Annotated in this window: 9 protein-coding genes; 7 read left to right on the forward strand and 2 right to left on the reverse strand. The window is 67.5% G+C overall.

Annotated features, from left to right (window positions below; genetic code table 11):
* Positions 1 to 239 precede the first annotated feature (239 nt).
* Both GGR61_RS14580 and GGR61_RS14585 read left to right on the forward strand, forming a co-directional pair.
* Positions 240 to 8,807: a glucoamylase family protein gene (locus GGR61_RS14580; protein WP_184622344.1), complete on the forward strand. Its 8,568-nt coding sequence runs from the start codon at positions 240 to 242 to the stop codon at positions 8,805 to 8,807.
* A complete protein-coding gene (locus tag GGR61_RS14585) occupies positions 8,804 to 9,082 on the forward strand; it encodes a hypothetical protein (RefSeq protein ID WP_260287953.1) in 279 nt (92 codons plus the stop codon). The genes GGR61_RS14580 and GGR61_RS14585 overlap by 4 nt, the downstream gene beginning before the upstream one ends.
* 334 nt (positions 9,083 to 9,416) lie before the next feature.
* Here GGR61_RS14585 and GGR61_RS14590 read toward each other — a convergent pair whose 3' ends face one another.
* Complete coding sequence (locus tag GGR61_RS14590) at positions 9,417 to 10,031, reverse strand: NAD(P)H-dependent oxidoreductase (RefSeq protein WP_184622248.1); 615 nt, start codon at positions 10,029 to 10,031, stop codon at positions 9,417 to 9,419.
* A 306-nt stretch (positions 10,032 to 10,337) separates the two neighbouring features.
* On the opposite strand from GGR61_RS14590, the gene GGR61_RS14595 reads away from it, so the two are divergent.
* A complete protein-coding gene (locus tag GGR61_RS14595) occupies positions 10,338 to 10,682 on the forward strand; it encodes a hypothetical protein (RefSeq protein ID WP_184622250.1) in 345 nt (114 codons plus the stop codon).
* 83 nt (positions 10,683 to 10,765) lie between these two features.
* On the opposite strand, the gene GGR61_RS14600 is transcribed toward GGR61_RS14595, so the two are convergent.
* A complete protein-coding gene (locus GGR61_RS14600) occupies positions 10,766 to 12,040 on the reverse strand; it encodes a DNA topoisomerase IB (RefSeq protein WP_184408335.1) in 1,275 nt (424 codons plus the stop codon).
* A gap of 57 nt (positions 12,041 to 12,097) precedes the next feature.
* Between GGR61_RS14600 and GGR61_RS14605 the strand changes: the two genes are divergently transcribed.
* From GGR61_RS14605 to GGR61_RS14620, 4 genes are all read left to right on the forward strand, one after another.
* Positions 12,098 to 12,478: an I78 family peptidase inhibitor gene (locus tag GGR61_RS14605; RefSeq protein WP_184408317.1), complete on the forward strand. Its 381-nt coding sequence runs from the start codon at positions 12,098 to 12,100 to the stop codon at positions 12,476 to 12,478.
* 202 nt (positions 12,479 to 12,680) lie between these two features.
* Complete coding sequence (gltB, locus tag GGR61_RS14610) at positions 12,681 to 17,153, forward strand: glutamate synthase large subunit (RefSeq protein ID WP_184622252.1); 4,473 nt, start codon at positions 12,681 to 12,683, stop codon at positions 17,151 to 17,153.
* Positions 17,154 to 17,329: 176 nt separating this feature from the next.
* Positions 17,330 to 18,811, forward strand: a complete 1,482-nt coding sequence (locus GGR61_RS14615; RefSeq protein WP_184622254.1) for an FAD-dependent oxidoreductase — start codon at positions 17,330 to 17,332, stop codon at positions 18,809 to 18,811.
* 15 nt (positions 18,812 to 18,826) lie between these two features.
* The gene (locus GGR61_RS14620; protein WP_184408314.1) at positions 18,827 to 19,180 is read left to right on the forward strand and encodes a hypothetical protein; all 354 of its coding nucleotides are present in this window, start codon (positions 18,827 to 18,829) and stop codon (positions 19,178 to 19,180) included.
* The last annotated feature ends 60 nt before the right edge of the window (positions 19,181 to 19,240 follow it).

Below are 19,240 nucleotides of genomic sequence, written 5' to 3' on the forward strand. Positions count from 1 at the left end.
TCACGAAGGCAGGTCCGCGATTTGCATGCTGTCTTCACATGCAGCACGGAGTGAGCGCGCATGATCGGCCGCTCTAGCGGCTCGTATGCTGCACAGGTCACGTCTCCATGCCGCCACAGCGGAAGGCTTCTGCGTTTTCTCTCTGGTGGCAGTCGATCACCCAACCAGCAGCAACACTGCAACACGCTCCGGTCCGCGATGCGGTACCGCACGGCGCGGCCTTGTTCGGCGACGAACAGATGCAGACGCTCGGGCGGACATTGGCGCAGGCGCATGTGCTCTACACCGGGCCAACGCGCGAACTGCTGTTGGCGCAACTGAAGTCCAACCAACGTTCGCTTGGCAGTGCGGCAACCCGATTGACCGAGATGGCGGCCGACGGCGTGCGCTTGCATCCCGCCGGCGAATGGTTGCTGGACAACTATTATCTGGTCGAAGAGCAGATGCGCCTGGCGCGCCAGCATCTTCCGCCCGGTTACAGCCGGCAGTTGCCGCGCTTGCGTACGCCAACCTCGGTTGGTCTGCCGCGCGTCTACGAATTGGGCCTGCAAGTGGTGGCGCATGGCGACGGGCGCGTGGATGCGGTCACGCTGAGCCGTTTCATCGCGGCCTATCAACAGGTGGCGCCGCTCAAACTCGGCGAGCTGTGGGCCATTCCGATCATGTTGCGGCTGGCGTTGATCGACAACCTGCGCCGCATTGCCGACGACATCATGCACGATGGACGCGATAGCGGCCTGGCGGCGCATTGGGCCGGATTGCTCAACGCCACCGCTGCCGACCAGCCCAAGGATGTGGTGGTGGTGGTGGCCGATCTGGCGCGTTCGCAGCCGCCGGTCAGCGGCGCGTTCGTGGCCGAGCTGACCCGCGGCATCCAGGGCCGTGGCCCGGTGCTGTCGATGGCCAGCGCCTGGGTGGAGCAATGGCTGGCCAGCGAAGGCCACAGCGTGGAAGGCCTGGTGCACGCCGAAAGCCAACGGCAGGCGGCCGAACAGGTATCGATCAGCAACAGCATCGGCAGCCTGCGCTTTCTGGACGAAATGGATTGGCGCGAGTTCGTCGAGACCATGAGCGTGGTCGAGCAGACCCTGCGCAAGGATCCGGCCGCTGTCTATGCGCGCATGGATTTTCAGACCCGCGATGCGTACCGGCATGTGGTGGAACATCTGGCCCAGCGCCTGGATCGCGATGAGCCGGCAGTGGCCGAGACGGTGCTGCGCTTGGCGGCGCAGGCAGGTGCCGCTACGCAGGTGGCCTCCCACGTCGGCTATTACCTGCTGGATGCAGGCCTGCCGCTGCTACACACCGCATTGCGCGACCCGGCCACGTCCGCTGCACCGACACCGACACCGACACCGACACCGACACCGACACCAAGCGTCGCGCGCGCGCGACGCGTTGCGCTGCCCGTCTATCTACTGCCGATCGCGTTGATCGCCCTGCTATGGACCGGCGTGTTGCTGCAGGGCGCCGGCACGCTTCCGCCGACACTGTGGTGGATCACCGCCGGCATCGGGTTGCTGGCCGCCAGCGAGCTGGGCATCGCGCTGGTCAACTGGGTGGCAACGCTATGGGTGCGCCCGCGTCCGTTGCCGCGCATGGACCTGCGTGCAGGCATTACGCCCGATTGCCGCACGCTGGTGGTGATGCCGAGCATGCTCGCCAACACCGAGGCCATCGACGAGCTGGTGAGCGCATTGGAGGTGCATTACCTGGCCAACCGCGACGCACAGCTGTACTTCGCACTGCTCACCGACTTTCTCGATGCCGCGCAGGCGTTGCTGCCTGCCGACATGGCGTTGGTGACGCATGCGGCGCAGCACATCGACCGCCTCAACGCCGCCTATGCCGATGCGCATGGCGACCGCTTCTTCCTGCTGCATCGCGCACGCCAGTGGAACCCCGCCGAACGCTGCTGGATGGGCGCAGAGCGCAAGCGCGGCAAGCTGGAAGCGCTCAATCGCCTGCTCTGCGCCGACGATGCGCCGCTGCAGGCAGCCAACGAATTCCTGCAGGTGCAAGGCGATGTCTCCGCGCTGGTGCGCGTGCGCTATGTGATCACGCTCGATAGCGACACCCATTTGCCGCGCGATGCGGCGCGCGCGCTGGTCGGGGCGATGTCGCATCCGTTGAACGTGCCGCGCATGGACGCCTCCGGGCAGATCGTGCAAGCCGGTTACGGCATTCTGCAGCCCGGCCTGGGCACCGGCATGAGCGAGGGCGGCGAATCGCGCTTTGCGCACATGTTCGGCATCGAGCCGGGTATCGATCCTTACACCCGCGTGGTGTCGGACGTGTACCAGGATCTGTTCGGCGAAGGCTCGTTCATCGGCAAGGGCATCTATGCGGTGGCCACCTTCGAACAGGTGTTGGCCGGCCGCTTCCCCGACAACCGTGTACTCAGCCATGACCTGCTGGAAGGCTGCTATGTGCGCGCCGGCCTGCTCAGCGATGTGCGCCTGTACGAACGGCATCCGCAGCGCTATGCCACCGATGCCAAGCGCCGCGCGCGCTGGGTGCGTGGCGACTGGCAGTTGCTGCCATGGCTGCTGCCGTGGGTGCCCGACCGCGGTGGCCGGCGCGCGCGCAATCCGCTGTCATGGTTGTCGCGCGGCAAGTTGCTGGACAACCTGCGCCGCAGCCTGGTGGCACCGGCCGCGCTCAGTCTGCTGTTGATCGGCTGGCTGGGCTCGCCCACACCCTTGCGCTGGACGCTGTGGCTGCTGGGGCTGTGGCTACTGCCGGGGCTGTGTTCGGCGGTGTATGCGCTGGCGCATCCGCCCGAGGGACTGGGGCTGCATCATCACGCGCGCCAGGTGGGCATGGCAATGCGTCAGCAATTGGTGCGTACCGGCGTAGTGCTGGCCTGCCTGCCGTTCGAGGCCGGACTGCAGCTGGCAGCGATCGCCCGTACGCTGGTGCGGATGGCGATCACCCACCGCCACCTGCTGCAGTGGGCGCCGTCCAGCGAAGTGGAGCGCAGCGCGCGCAGCGGCTCTGCCGAACATCAGCTGATGGCCGGAGCGGCCTGCAGCGCAGCGCTGGTGGTCGCAGCAGTGACGTGGTGGTCGCCTTGGGCGTTGTGGGCGGCACTGCCGCTGGGGCTGGCATGGATGGCCGCGCCCTGGCTGATGACCTGGCTGGGCGAGCAGCCCGCCGCGCCGGTGGCGCAGCTGTCGCAGGAACAGCGCGATTTCCTCGGCAGGTTGTCGCGGCGCACCTGGGCGTTCTTCGAGAGCCACTGCACTGCGCAACATCACTGGCTGCCGCCGGACAACGTGCAGGAGTATCCGGTCACGGTGGTGGCCAACCGCACCTCGCCGACCAACATCGGCCTGGGCCTGCTGGCCAATCTGGCCGCCTACGATCTGGGCTACCTGACCGTGGCGGGCGTGATGTCCCGTGTTGCCGCTACGCTGACCACGCTCGAAGCGCTACCGCGCCATCGCGGGCATTTCTACAACTGGTATGACACCGAAACGCTGGTGCCGCTGTTGCCGCGCTACGTCTCCACGGTCGACAGCGGCAACCTGGCCGGGCATCTGCTGACGCTGCGGCAGGGCCTGTTGGCGCTGGTGGACGCACCTGCGCTGTCGATGGCGGTGTTCGATGGACTGGCCGACACCCTGGGCGTGCTGGCATCGCAGGCAGCGGCGCGCAGTAGCGACGCCACCGCAGCCCTCGGCGCGATGTCGCAGACCTTGCACGACATCCGTCGCCAACCCACGCCAGGCCTGCACCAGGCCGACCAGGCGCTGCGCCTGCTGCTGGCGCAGAGCCAGGCAATCCTGGCGCTGCTGCCGGCCAATGCAGACGACGACGAACCGTGGTCACAGCGCCTGGTCGACAGCTGCCAGGCGGCGTTGGCCGAGCTGGCGCAGTGCGCAGCTGCGCCATCCAGCACCGATCTGCAGACGACAACGACAGACGCGGCCGGCAGTGCGCTCGCCACGCTGCGACAACTGGCCGACAGCGACCCGATTCCCGGTGTACAGCGCTGGGCCGCCAGGCGCGTGCAGGAGCTGCAACGGCTTGCGCATATCGCCGGACAACTGGCGCAGATGGACTACGACTTCCTCTACAGCCCAGCCCAGCAGCTGTTGTCGATCGGCTACAACGTCGACGACCGACGCCTGGATAGCGGCCATTACGATCTGCTCGCCTCCGAGGCGCGCCTGGGCGTCTTCGTGGCGATCGCCCAGGGCAAGCTGCCGCAGGACAGTTGGTTCGCGCTCGGACGCACGCTCACCGACACCGGCGCCGAGCCGACGCTGCTGTCGTGGAGCGGCTCGATGTTCGAGTACCTGATGCCCGACCTGGTGATGCCCAGCTACCCGCAGACGTTGCTGAACCGCTCGATGCGCGGCGCGGTACAGGCGCAGATCCGCTACGGCGCCGCGCGTGCGGTGCCGTGGGGCGTGTCCGAGTCGGGTTACAACACGGTCGATACACGGCGCAATTACCAGTACCGCGCGTTCGGCGTGCCCGGGCTGGGGCTCAAGCGCGGGCTGGGCCAGGATCTGGTGATCGCCCCGTATGCCAGCGCAATGGCGTTGATGGTGGAACCGGATGCGGCCTGCCGCAATCTGGCGCAGCTGCAGGCGTTGGGATTCGGCGGGCGCTTCGGCTTGTACGAGGCGATCGATTACACCCCCTCGCGCGTGCCGCGTGGCGAACAACACGCCCTGGTGCGCTCGTTCATGTCGCATCACCAGGGCATGGCGCTGCTGGCGCTGGACCACGTGTTGCGCGATGCGCCGATGCAGCAACGCTTTGTCGCCGACCCGCAATTCCAGGCCACGCTATTGCTGCTGCAGGAGCGCGCACCGCGCGCCGGGGTGTACGTCAAAGGCCTGGCCAACGCCGCCGAACGCCCGGTGGCCACCGAGGCGGGCATGGCGCTGCGCATCCATCGCGATCCCAACATGCCGCAACCGGCGTTGCAACTGCTCTCCAACGGGCGCTACCACGGCATGCTGACCTCGGCCGGCGGCGGCTACAGCCGGGCGCGCGACATGGCGGTGACCCGTTGGCGCGAAGACGGCACCCGCGATCACTGGGGCACCTTCTGCTATCTGCGCGATGTGGACAGCGGCGCGGTGTGGTCGGCCGCGCATCAACCGACCTGCGTGCCGGTAGAGCGTTACGAAGCGATCTTTTCCGACGCCAAGGCCGAGTTCAAGGGCAGCCACCAGCGCTACGACAGCCATCTGGAAATCGCCATCTCCGCCGAGGACGATGTGGAGCTGCGCCGGCTGCGCATCCGCAACCGCTCGCGGCAGACGCGGGTGATCGAAATCACCACCTACGCCGAAGTGGTGCTGGCCCCGGCCGCATCCGACGAAGCCCATCCGGCCTTCAGCAACCTGTTCGTGCAGACCGAGATCCTGGCCGACAAGCAGGCGCTGTTGTGCACGCGCCGCCCGCGCGGGCATGACGAAGCGCAGCCGTGGATGCTGCATCTGGTCGCGGTGCACGATGCCGATGTGGCGTCGATCTCCTACGAGACCGATCGCGCCGCGTTTGTCGGGCGCGGGCACAGCACCCGCGATCCGGTGGCCTTGCGCGATCACGCCAGCCTGTCCGGTGCCGCCGGCTCGGTGCTGGACCCGATCGTGGCGATCCGTTGCCGTATTTCGCTGGCGCCGGATCAACAGGCGCAGGTGGACATGGTCTACGGCGTCGGTCCCCAACGCGACGCCTGCACCGCCTTGATCGACAAGTACCGCGATCGCCGGCTGGCCGATCGCGTGTTCGATCTGGCGCTGACCCAGAGCCAGGTCACGCGCCGGCAGATCAATGCCTCGCTGGAAGACGCGATGCGCTACGAGCGGCTTGCCGCGCGCGTGCTGTTCGTCGACCCGCAGCTGCGCGCCGACAACGAGGTATTGCTGCACAACCATCGCGGCCAGTCGGCGCTGTGGAGCCACGCCATCTCCGGCGATCTGCCGATCGTGCTGTTGCGCATCACCGACCCGGACAATCTCGAACTGGCGCGCCAGCTGGTGCAGGCGCACGCGTACTGGCGTCTGAAAGGCCTGCGCGCAGACCTGGTGATCTGGAACGAAAGCCAGGCCGGCTATCGGCAATCGCTGCAGGACGCCATCCTGGGCCTGATCGCCGCTGACCCCGAAGCCAATGTGCTCGACCGCCCCGGCGGTATCTTCGTGCGCGCCATCGAACACATCTCGCAGGAAGACCGGGTGCTGCTGCAGACCGTGGCGCGCGCCATCCTGAGCGATGCCAACGGCACGCTGGATGCGCAACTGCAGCGCCATCCCAGCGCGCGTGCGCTGCCGCCATTGCTGGAGCCGATCCAGGCGCTGGACAGCGGCGACGCCATGACCGGCGCGCACGCCGCCTACCTGGACAACACCCTGCAGGCCGCAGCCGAAGAACCGGTGGTGTTCGACAACGGCCTGGGCGCGTTCGCCGCCGATGGCCGCGAATACCGCATCACCCTGGACGACGGCGCGGCCACGCCGGCGCCGTGGTGCAACGTGATGGCCAATGCGCAATTCGGCACCGTGGTCAGCGACAGCAGCCCCGGCTACAGCTGGGCCGAGAACGCGCACGAATTCCGGCTCACGCCGTGGCATAACGACCCGGTGGGCGATGCCTCCAGCGAGGCGTTCTACCTGCGCGACGAGGACACCGGCCAGGTGTGGTCGCCGATGGCGCTGCCGTGTCGCGGCAGCGGTCGTTATACGGTGCGCCACGGCTTCGGTTACAGCGTCTACAGCCATATCGAACACGGCATCGGCAGCGAGCTGTGGGTGTTCGTCGATGTGGACCGGCCGGTCAAGTTCAGTCACCTGCGGCTGAAGAATCTGTCGGGGCGCCCGCGCCGACTCAGCGTCACCGGTTACGTGGAATGGACGCTCGGCGACATCCGCACACACTCGCAGCTGCACGTGGTCAGCGAGGTCGACCTTGGCAGCAACGTGCTGACCGCGCGCAACCCGTACAACACCGAGTTCGACGGGCGCGTGGCGTTCTTCGATGCCGATGCGCCCAGCCGCAGCATCACCGCCGACCGCAGCGAATTCCTGGGCCGCAACGGCAACCTGGCCGCACCTGCCGCGCTCGCCCGGCAGCGCTTGTCCGGACGCGTCGGTGCCGGCCTGGACCCGTGCGCGGCGATCCAGATCCCGGTGACGCTGGCAGCAGAGCAGAGCTTCGAGACGGTGTTCCGCCTGGGCGCGGGCGTCGATCGCGAGACCGCGCTGACCCTGGCACGCCAGAGCCGTGGCGTGGCCGCCGCGCAGGCCGCCTTGCTGGCGGTGCGCGCGCACTGGCAGCAGATCCTGGGCACCGTGCAGGTGAGCACGCCCGATCCGGCGGTGGACCTGCTGGCCAATGGCTGGCTGCTCTACCAGACCATCGCCTGCCGGTTCCTGGCGCGTAGCGGTTACTACCAGTCCGGCGGCGCGTACGGTTTCCGCGACCAGCTGCAGGACAGCATGGCGATGGTGCACGCGCAACCGGCGCTGGCCCGCGCCCACCTGCTGCGCTGCGCCGCGCATCAGTTCGTGCAGGGCGATGTGCAGCACTGGTGGCACCCGCCGCAGGACCGTGGCGTGCGCACGCAGTGTTCGGACGATTTTCTGTGGTTGCCGCAGGCGCTATGCCGCTATCTGGACACCACCGCCGATACCGGCGTGCTGGACGAACGCGTGGGCTTCATCGATGGGCGCGAACTCAAGCACGACGAGGAATCGTATTACGACCTGCCACAGCTCACCGGCAACGTGCAATCGCTGTACGCGCACGCCGTGCTCGCCCTGCAACGCGGCATGGCGCGATTGGGCGAACGTGGCCTGCCGCTGATCGGCAGCGGCGACTGGAACGACGGCATGAACCGGGTCGGCAAGGACGGCAAGGGCGAGAGCGTGTGGCTGGGCTTTTTCCTGTACGACACGCTGCTGCGGTTCGAAGCCGTGGCCGTGCAGCGCGACGATGCGGCATTCGCAACGACCTGCCGCACGCATGCGCAGACCTTGCGCGCCGCATTGGAACAGCATGCCTGGGATGGGCGGTGGTACCGACGCGCCTGGTTCGACGACGGCACCCCGCTGGGGTCGAGCGATTCGGACGAATGCCGCATCGATTCGTTGTCGCAGAGCTGGGCGGTGCTGTCCGGTGCGATGGATCCGGCACGCAGCGCGCAGGCGATGGACGCGATGCACCAGCATCTGGTCGACCCGGAAGCAGGCATCGTCAAGCTGCTGGTGCCCCCGTTCGATCGCACCGAGCACGATCCCGGCTATATCCGTGGCTACCTCCCCGGCGTGCGCGAAAACGGTGGCCAGTACACGCATGCGGCGGTGTGGGCGACGATGGCCTTCGCCCATCTCGGCGACAGCGCGCGGGCCTGGCAACTGGCCGGCATGATCAACCCGATCCACCACGCCCGCGATGCGGCAGCGGCGCAACGCTACAAGGCCGAGCCTTACGTGCTGGCCGCCGATGTCTACGCGGTGGCGCCGCACGCCGGCCGTGGCGGCTGGAGCTGGTACACCGGTGCTGCCGGCTGGATGTACCGGTTGCTGACCGAATCGCTGCTCGGCCTGCAGCGCCGCGGCGAACGCATGCACATCGTGCCGTGCATTCCGGTCGACTGGCCGGGGTATCAGCTGCGTTATCGCTTCGGCACCAGCACCTACATCATCGACGTCACCCAGCGCCCGGGCGGGCAGGCGCGGCTGGAGATCGATGGGGTGGCGCAAGCCGAGCTTGCTTTCACTCTCATCGATGACGGTGCGGTCCACGCTGTCGCACTGGACTGGCCTGGAGTCGCGACATGAGCACACGCAGCCACACCGATCATCAGCTCTCCGACCTGGACAAGATGTTGGGCGTGTGGCCGCAGCGGGTGCGCGACCCCAGCCAGTTCTGGCCACAGTTCGATGCCCTGGCCCAGGGCATCCTCGATGCCGCCGCACACACCGATGTGGCCCGCGTGCGACGCCAGTTGCGGCACCTGCTGCGCTGCCACGGGCTCACTCGCACGCCGACGCCGTGCAGGTCACGCATTGCTGCTGCGCCTCGGCTTCGGCACGGCGTTTCCAGAACTGTCTGATACGTCCTTGCGGCCGCATCGATAGCGCACCAGAACACCGCCACCCGCCGGTTCACGCGCGGACCGGCCGGCAGACTGCGCGTCTTGCCGCCGAGCGCCGCCACGCGGTGTGTGGTCGCGTGCACACGCCGGTCACTCACACGCTGTGTGGTGTCTGCATTGACGTGCGGGTACGGACCGCATCGGTGGTGCGCGACGATGCGCCGTGTGGTGCAGCGAACCCGGCAGCGCGCGCGCTAATGCCACCCGATGCGCCGTGTTGCCGGGCCTGGATGCGGTGGCCGGGCCGGGTGTCCTCGCCACCTGCGCCGCGAGGAACGCCGGCGCCTGCGTCTCAGACAGCCAGTGCGTCGATCTGCCGTAGTGCGCCAGCCAGCGCCTCGGCGCGTGCGTCCTGACCGGTCGCCAGGCCTTCGGCGACGATCACCTCCAGCTGCTGCACGCCGATGAAACCCAGCGCGGTGCGCATGTAGCTTTCGGCATGCTCCAGCGCTGCCATCGGCGTGCCGGCGCCGTAGAAACTGCCGCGTGCCACCAGCAGGATGACGCGCTTGTCGCCGGCCAGCCCTTCGGGCACGCCCTGGGCGTTGTAGCGGAAGGTCTTGCCGGTCACCAGCACGCGATCGATCCATGCCTTGAGCTGGGTCGAAACGGTGAAGTTGTACAGCGCCACGCCGATCACCACCGTGTCGGCCTCCAGAAATTCCTGCAGCACCGCTGCGCTGGTGGCCAGTTCGGCAGCCAGTTCGGGGTGCTGGTCGCCGCTGGCGTTCTGCTGGGCGGCCAGGTGCGCGCCGGACAGATGCGGCAGCGGCTCGGCCGCCAGATCGCGGTAGGTGAGCACGACATTGCGGCTGCCGGACTGCAACTTGGCGACAGTGGCGGCCGACAGCTGACGGCTGGCCGAATAATCGCCAAGGATGCTGGAGTCGAGATGGAGCACGTTCATGGTGGTGCCTCGCGTGAGTGGGGACGTGGGAGCCACGACAATGGGCTGGATACCAAACCCGAGCATAAGGCGCGCGCGCCGGCAAACGAAACCGCACCACCGCTGCGGCACCTCTTGCGCCCAGTCACTGCCGCCCTGCGCATCCGCACACCGCCTCCTTCCTGGCGCAGCAGGCAATCCGACCAACGGCACGCCGGCCGATCGCCGCACACGCGTGGCGCGGCCTTGCGCGCAGCCGGCGGTCTTCATGCCACACCAACAACGAAACCTTCACGCTTGCGCCATTCTTGCGCTGGAGGTCCCCCGATGATCCGCACCCTTGCTCCGCTCGCTGCCGTCCTGCTGTTGTCGTCCTGCGCATCCAACCAGGTCGCCCAGGTGCAGCCCATCGACGGGGTCATCTCCGGCCAATGCCATAGCGATAGCGTGCGTGGAGCGGTCGGGCTGGCAGCGGCGGCGCAGACCATCGAGCGGGCCCGCGTGGACAGCGACAGCCTGCAGGTCAGCGTGCGCCGTAGCGAACGCGCAACGGGCGGCACCACGGCCAGCGGCCTGGCCGACCCGGCACAGGGTGCCAGCAGCACCGGTGGCGATCACCTCACCATCGAGACCGGCCCGAACAACAGCATCACCGCGATCTACTGCGGCTAACCGCTTGCCGGGCGCGGGCCAGGGGTGGCAGGCGGTTACCCCTGCCAATCAACCGGCCGCGATCACGACACCGCCAATCCTGCTCACGTGCGTTTGGTGGCCTTCACCGGCTGCCTGGACTTGCTGCGCGAGTCGGTCAGAAACCGCAGCGTGGCCGCCTCCCATTGGCGCTCGCCACGCACGCCGGTGGCCATGGCCTGCAACTGGCCGGCGCGCCAGCCTGCGAACACGCACGGGTCGATATAGGCCTTGCGACACACCGAGGGCGTATTGCCCAGCGCATCGGCCACTTCGCGGATGACATCGTTCTGCACCTGGGTCAGCGCGCGTTCGCTCATGCGTTCGGGTAGCGGCAAGCGCGCCAGGCGTTGCAAGGCAGCCAACGTGCCGCCCCAGGTGCGGAAATCCTTGGCGGTGAAATCCTCGCCCATCGCCTCGCGCAGATACTCGTTGACCTCGCCCGAATCCACCGGCTGCAGCTGGCCGTCGTCGTCGCGGTACTGGAACAGCGATTGCCCCGGCAATTGCTGGCACTGCCGGATCAGTTTGACCAGTTGCTTGTCGTCCACTTCGATATCGTGGTCCTGGCCGCTCTTGCCGCGGAACTTCAGCCGCGCACGTCCGCCACGCAGGAATTCCATATGCCGGTTGCGCAACGTGGTCAGCCCATAGGAACGATTGCTGCGCGCATATTCGGCATTGCCCACGCGCACCAGGGTATCGGCCAACAACGCCACCACGATCGCCAGCACTTTCTCGCGCGGAAACCCCGGCAGCACCAGATCGCGGCGCAACCGGCGGCGCAGTTTGGGCAGCGCCTGGCCAAAGGCGATCACCCGCTCGAACTTGCCTTCGCCACGCACCTGCGCCCACTCGGCGTGATAGCGGTATTGCTTGCGCCTGCGTGCATCGCGGCCGGTGGCCTGCAGATGGCCGTTGGGCTTGGCGCAGATCCACACCTCGGTATACGCCGGCGGAATCGCCAACGCACGGATGCGCTGCAAGGTATCGGCATCGGCAACGCGTTGCCCGTCCGCATTGCGATAACTGAAACTCCTGCCCGCCTTGCGGCGGCTGATGCCGGGCTGCTGATCGTTGACGTAGGTGAGCCCGGCCGCGCGCGCGGTGGCCTTGGCCTGTGCGACCGCCGCCACGCTCGCTGCTGCAGCGGTAGCGGTAGCGGCCACCGCATCGGCGGCAACGGTGGCCAGCTTGCCGGCCGCGCTGGCGGTGGCTGCGGCATTGCGAACAACACGTTTGGCTTTCATTGCGCACGGATCGGAGGACAGGCGCCGATTGTTCAGCCGGGTAGGACTAGGCCGCGTCAACGTAGCGACAACGCGGTGTGGGCAAGCGATGCCCGCCGGGCGCTTTTCTGCTTATGCTTGGCGCTCCCCAACGTGCTGGAGTTATCGATGCGCTCTGTCCTGCCTACCGCCCGCCTGGCCTGCACCCTGGTCGTGCTGGCGGCCTTGAGTGCCTGCGGCAAGCCGCAACCGGACGAGCAGGAAGCCGTCTCCGCCAAAGCGCAGCAAGCGGCCGAACAAGCCGCGGCGCCAGCCCCTGCCGCCGCGCCCGAAGCGCCGCCGATCGGCAGCTGCGACGCCACCCAGGTGCAATCGCTGGTGGGCCAGGCGCTGACCGAGACGGTGAGCGAACAGGCCCGCAACGATGCCGGCGCCAAGACGGTACGCGTGCTCAAACCCGGCCAGATGACGACCATGGAGTTCAACGGCGAGCGGCTCAATCTGGAAGTGGACGCCAAGAACGTGATCGCCTCGGTGCGTTGCGGCTGAGCACACGTCGGCGCCTGTCGGCGAACAGGCGGCAAGCCAGCTGCGACAAGGCCTTGCAGCCGCCCTCGTTGCAGCTGTAACGGTGTATTGCGGCACCGCATCAACTGTGGTCTAGTCGATCATCCGGTGACCTCTTCGAAACGCTCCACGGATCGAGCGCTGCAACGTTGTCGCCGCTCTCCCAGATCGCAAAGAGGCACACATGGCCCCCCGCACTCGCCAAGGGCTCAACGAGCACGGTCTCTACAACAGCGCGCGCGACGAACGCGACGCCTGTGGTTTTGGCATGGTGGCGCAGTTGGACGACCAACCTTCCCGTTCGCTGGTAGACACCGCGATTGCGGCGCTCTCGCGCATGACCCACCGTGGCGGCGTGGCCGCCGACGGGCTCACCGGCGACGGCTGCGGGTTGCTGATCCGCAAACCCGACGCATTCCTGCGCGGGCTGGCCCGCGATGCGGGCATCCCCCTGGGCACGCGCTACGCGGCCGGTGTGGTGTTTTTGCCGCTGGACGAGGCCGAAGCGTCGCGCTGTCGTGCCGAACTGGAAACCCAGTTGCATAGCGCCGGCGTGCAGTTCCGCGGTTGGCGCGTGGTGCCCACCGACGACAGCGTCTGCGGCCAGCTGGCGCGCGACACCCTGCCGCGCATCGAGCAAGTGTTTGTCGATGCCGGTGCCGAACAGACCGAAGACGGCTTCACCCTGGCGCTGTTCCTGGCGCGCCGCCGCGCCGAACAGGCGCTGCGCGAGGTGGATAACTTCTACGTCACCACCTTGTCGCCCAACGGCATCAGCTACAAGGGCATGGTGCTGCCGGACAAGCTGAGCACGTTCTACCCGGACCTGCAGCGCAGCGATCTGTCCTCCAGCGCGATTGTCTTTCACCAGCGCTTTTCCACCAATACGCTGCCGCGCTGGCCGCTGGCGCATCCATTCCGCCTGCTCGCCCACAACGGCGAAATCAACACCATCGAAGGCAACCGGCGCTGGGCGCAGGCGCGCAGCAAGGTGTGGCAGACGCCGCGCTTCGATATCGCCGAATTCGACCCGGTGATCTCCATGCATGGCTCCGATTCGCAGAGCCTGGACAACATGCTGGAGCTGCTGATCGCCGGTGGCATGGACCTGCTGCAGGCGTTGCGCATCCTGGTGCCGCCGGCGACCCAGTCGCTGGAGTTCAAGGACGCCGACCTGGCCGCGTTCTACGAGTTCTACGGGTTGAACACCGAGCCGTGGGATGGCCCGGCCGGCATCGTCGCCTGCGACGGCCGTTACGCCGCCTGCATGCTCGATCGCAACGGCCTGCGCCCCGCCCGCTGGATGCTCACCTCCGACCGCCATTTCCTGGTGGCCTCCGAGGCCGGCGTGTGGGAATTGCCGGCCGAGCGCATCACCCGCAAGGGCAAGCTGGGCCCGGGCGAGATGATGGCGATCGATCTCAAGCGCGGCGACCTGCTCGACTCGGACGCCATCGACCGCATCAACCGCGCGCGCGCGCCGTACAAGCAATGGCTGCAGCAGGGTGTGACCTACCTGCAAACCGAACTGATCGACCCCTCGCTGGTGGAAGAACCCTTCAGCGAGCAGACCCTGCGCAGCTACCACAAGCTGTTCCAGCTCAGCATCGAAGAAGTGGAGCAGATCCTGCGCCCGCTGGCCGAGACCGAGCAGGAAGCCACCGGCTCGATGGGCGACGACACCCCGATGGCGGTGCTCAGCCGTCAAACGCGCCCGTTGTACGACTACTTCCGCCAGGCGTTCGCGCAGGTCACCAACCCGCCGATCGACCCGCTGCGCGAAGGCATCGCGATGTCGCTCACCACCCAGCTCGGCAAGGAGACCAACATCTTCCATGCCGGCGCGGAGACGGTGAACCACGTCATCCTGAATTCGCCGGTGCTCAGCCAGCGCAAGCTGCGCCAGCTGCTGAAGATGGAGCAGTACGTCGCGCGCAATCGCCTGATCGACCTGTCCTACAGCGTCGAAGAAGGGCTGAAGGCCGGCCTGGAGCGCATCTGCCAGGAAGTGGAAGCCGCCGCCCGCGATGGCGCGGTGATGCTGCTGCTGTCCGACCGCTACCCGGTGCCGGACCGGCCGATGGCGCATGCGCTGCTGGCCACCGGCGCGGTGCATCACCACCTGTGCAAGGTGGGCCTGCGCTGCGACGTCAACCTGATCATCGAAACCGGCACCGCCCGCGATGCGCACCACATGGCCTGCCTGCTCGGCTTCGGCGCCACCGCGGTGTATCCGTATCTGGCCTACCAGACGCTGTTCGACCTGGGCCGGCGCGGCATCCTGCAGCTGAGCAAGGGCGGCGAGCAGTCGCAGATCGGCCGCCGTTATCGCAAGGGCATCTACAAGGGCCTGTCCAAGATCATCTCCAAGATGGGCATCTGCACCATCGCCAGCTACCGCGGCGCGCAGTTGTTCGAGATCGTCGGGCTGGACCCGGACGTGGTGGAGTTGTGCTTCGCCGACACGCCCGCGCGTATCGGCGGGGTCAGCCTGCCGCGGCTGGACACCGAGGCGCGCGAGCTCGCCGCACGCGCCTGGAACGACCAGCTCAAGCCGGAAGTGGGCGGCCTGCTCAAGTACGTGCACGGCGGCGAGTACCACATGTACAACCCGGACGTGGTGATGACGCTGCAGCGCGCCACCCGCACCGGCGATGCCGGCGACTGGCAGAAATACGTGGATGCGGTGCATTCGCGCCCAGCCTCCACGCTGCGCGATCTGGTCCAGCTCAAGCGTGCCGACACCCCGACCCCGCTGGACGAGGTCGCCCCGGCCAGTGACGTGCTGCGTCGCTTCGACACCGCCGCTATCAGCCTGGGCGCGTTGTCGCCCGAGGCGCACGAGGCGCTGGCCATTGCGATGAACCGCCTGGGCGGGCGCAGCAACTCCGGCGAAGGCGGCGAAGACCCGGCCCGCTACGGCACCGAGAAGCGCTCCAAGATCAAACAGGTGGCCTCGGGCCGCTTCGGCGTGACCCCGGAGTACCTGGTCAACGCCGAAGTGCTGCAGATCAAGGTCGCCCAGGGCGCCAAGCCCGGCGAAGGCGGCCAGCTGCCCGGCCACAAGGTCAACGAGCTGATCGCCCGGCTGCGCTACGCCAAGCCCGGCATCGGCCTGATCTCGCCGCCGCCGCATCACGACATTTATTCCATCGAAGACCTGGCCCAGCTGATCTACGACCTCAAGCAGGTCAACCCGACCGCACTGGTGTCGGTGAAGCTGGTCGCGCATGCCGGCGTCGGCACGATTGCCGCCGGCGTGGTCAAGGCCGGCGCCGATCTGATCACCGTGTCCGGCCACGACGGCGGCACCGGCGCCAGCCCGGTCAGCTCGATCCGCTATGCCGGCGTGCCGTGGGAACTGGGCGTGGCCGAGTCGCACCAGGCACTGGTGGCCAACGACCTGCGCGACCGCACCATCCTGCAGACCGACGGCGGCCTGAAGACCGGCCTGGACGTGGTCAAGGCCGCGCTGCTGGGCGCCGACAGCTTCGGCTTCGGCACCGCGCCGATGATCGTGCTGGGCTGCAAGTACCTGCGCATCTGCCACCTCAACAACTGCGCCACCGGCGTGGCCACCCAGGACGAGCGCCTGCGTGCGAACTACTTCACCGGCCTGCCGGAGCGCGTGGAGTATTTCTTCCGCCTGCTGGCCGAAGAAGTGCGGCAGTGGCTGTCGTACCTGGGCGTGCGTTCGCTGGACGAGATCGTCGGCCGCACCGACCTGCTGGAACAGCTGGAGGTCTCGCCACGCCCGGGCGTCAAGGTCGATCTGTCACGCCTGCTCACGCATGCGCAGTACGACGGCAGCCATTGCGCAGCCCAGCGCCTGTACGAATCGCCGGACAGCCTGGCCACGCAGATGGACGGCCTGCTCGCCGATGCGATCGCCAACAAGACCGGCGGCGACCATCGCTTCCTGATTCACAACACCGACCGCTCGATCGGCGCGCGCCTGTCCGGCACCATTGCGCGGGCGCACGGCAACCACGGCATGAGCGATGCGCCGTTGAACCTGCGCTTCCGCGGCACCGCCGGTCAGAGCTTCGGCGCGTTCAACGCCGGCGGCCTGCAGCTGGAGCTGGAAGGCGAAGCCAACGACTACGTCGGCAAGGGCATGGCCGGCGGCCGGCTGGTGGTGCGTCCGCCGCGCGGCGCGCGCTTCGAGGCCCGCAGCACACCGATCGTCGGCAACACCTGCCTGTACGGCGCCACCGGCGGCGAGCTGTTCGCGGCCGGCCGCGCGGGCGAACGCTTTGCGGTGCGCAACTCCGGCGCGCTCGCGGTGGTGGAAGGCGCCGGCGATCACTGCTGCGAATACATGACCGACGGCGTGGTGCTGGTGCTGGGCAAGGTGGGCCTGAACTTCGGCGCCGGCTTCACCGGCGGCCTGGCCTACGTGCTGGATATCGAACGCGACTTCGTGGACCGCTACAACCACGAGCTGATCGACATCCACCGCGTCTCCGCCGAAGGGTTCGAAAACCATCGCCAGCACCTGCACACCCTGATCAGCCGCCACCGCGAGCTGACCGGCAGCATCTGGGCGCAGCAGATCCTCGACGAGTTCCGCGACTACATCGGCAAGTTCTGGCTGGTCAAACCCAAGGCCGCCAGCATCGAGTCGCTGACCGAGTCGCTGCGGCGCGCCGCCTGAGTGACGGGATTGGGGAGTCGGGATTGGGGATTCGCTCAAGCTATGCGAATCCCGATTCCCGAATCTCCACTCCCGGCCTTCCAGCGTCGTGATTGTTTGTTCGAGATTCGCCCTGCGTCCGCCCCCCGTCGCCCGCTGTTGCGAATCCCCAATCCCAACTCCCGAATCCCAGCCCTATGAGCCGCAAGCAAGCCTTCCAATTCCTCGACCTGCCCCGGACCATGCCCACGCGCATTCCGGTGGAGCTGCGTACCTCCGGTGACTGGGGCGAGTTGTACGGCAAGTTCGACAAGGCCGACGCGCAGTACCAGTCCGGCCGCTGTCTGGATTGCGGCAACCCGTATTGCAGCTGGAAATGCCCGGTGCATAACGCCATCCCGCAATGGCTGCAGCTGGTGCAGGAAAACCGCATCGAAGAAGCCGCCGCGCTATGCCATTCCACCAACCCGCTGCCGGAAGTGTGCGGGCGGGTGTGTCCGCAGGACCGCCTGTGCGAAGGCAGCTGCACGCTGGAGGAATTCGGCGCGGTCACCATCGGCGCAGTGGAAAAATACATCGTCGATACCGCGTTCAAGATGGGCTGGCGCCCGGACCTGGGCAACGTGCAGCCCACTGGCTGGCGGGTGGCGGTGATCGGCGCCGGCCCCGCCGGCCTGTCCTGCGCGGACCGCCTGGTGCGTGCCGGCATCGAAGCGGTGGTCTACGACCGCTACGAGCAGATCGGCGGGCTGCTGCAGTTCGGCATTCCCAGCTTCAAGCTGGACAAGTCGGTGATCGGCAAGCGCCGCGAGATCCTCGAAGGCATGGGCGTGCAGTTCCGCCTGGGCGTGGAAGTGGGCCGCGACGTCAGCATCGAGCAGTTGCTGGGCGAATTCGACGCGGTGTTCCTGGGCACCGGCGCCTACCGCTACACCGATGGCGGCCTGCCCGGGCAGGATCTGAAGAACGTGCTGCCGGCGCTGCCGTTCCTGGTGCAGAACAGCCGCATCGTCGGCGGCAACGACCCGCACGGCCGGCCGATCGCCGGCTGGGAAGACCAGATGGCGCTGCCCGATCTCAACGGCAAGCGCGTGGTGGTGCTGGGCGGCGGCGACACCGGCATGGACTGCGTGCGCAGCGCCATCCGCCTGGGCGCGGCCAAGGTCACCTGCGCCTACCGCCGCGACGAAGCCAGCATGCCGGGCTCGGCGCGCGAGGTGGCCAACGCGCGCGAAGAAGGCGTGCGCTTCCTGTTCAACCGCCAGCCGCTGTCGATCGAATCCGGCGCCGACGACGAAGCCATTGGCGTCACCGTGGTGGAGACCAAGCTCGGCGAACCCGATGCCAGCGGCCGCCGCAACGCGGTACCGGTGGAAGGCAGCGAATCGCTGCTGGAAGCGGACGTAGTGATCATCGCCTTCGGCTTCTCGCCGACGGTGCCGGAGTGGCTGTCATCGCAAGGCGTGGAAGCCGGCAGCAACGGCCGCATCGTGGCGCCATCCGACGACAACGGCCGCCTGCCCTACCAGACCAGCAACCCACGCCTGTTCGCCGGCGGCGACTGCGTGCGCGGCGCCGACTTGGTGGTGACTGCCGTCGCCGAAGGCCGCGATGCAGCGGGAAGCATCGTGCAGCTGCTGGGTGTGAAAGCGCAGGTCAAAGAGCCGGCTGCGGCTTAAGGGATGCTAGGCCGCATGCTGAGGTCACTCGTTACCGGTTTGCTGATCTTGACTGCCGGTAGCGTGGCTGCGGCGCAGACCGCGACATGCCAGGAATCGGACAATCTGCGTCTTGATGGCCTGCCTCTTTCCATCGTGCAGATGGAAGAGATTGGTCTCAAGTACGCGGCGGCAAATAAGAAGGCGCCTCAGGTGCCATTTGCTTATGGCAACAAAGATTGGATGCGGCTCAAGAAGCAGTACCGCTCCGGCGATTACTTCGTAGCTTATGAGCAGCTGTGGCCTGCAAGTGGGAAGCCATTCGCCTGGGGTTATGCGCTTGTCCGAGGAAAATGTGTACTTGGAGTGCTGAGCGCTCGAGTCTCATAGGCCTAACAATTCTTCTGATCGAAGCGCGTTCGCGGCTCAGTGCACGCGGGTCGCGGCATT

The organism is Xanthomonas sp. 3058 (genome assembly GCF_014199765.1).
Classification (GTDB): Bacteria; Pseudomonadota; Gammaproteobacteria; order Xanthomonadales; family Xanthomonadaceae; genus Xanthomonas; species Xanthomonas campestris_B.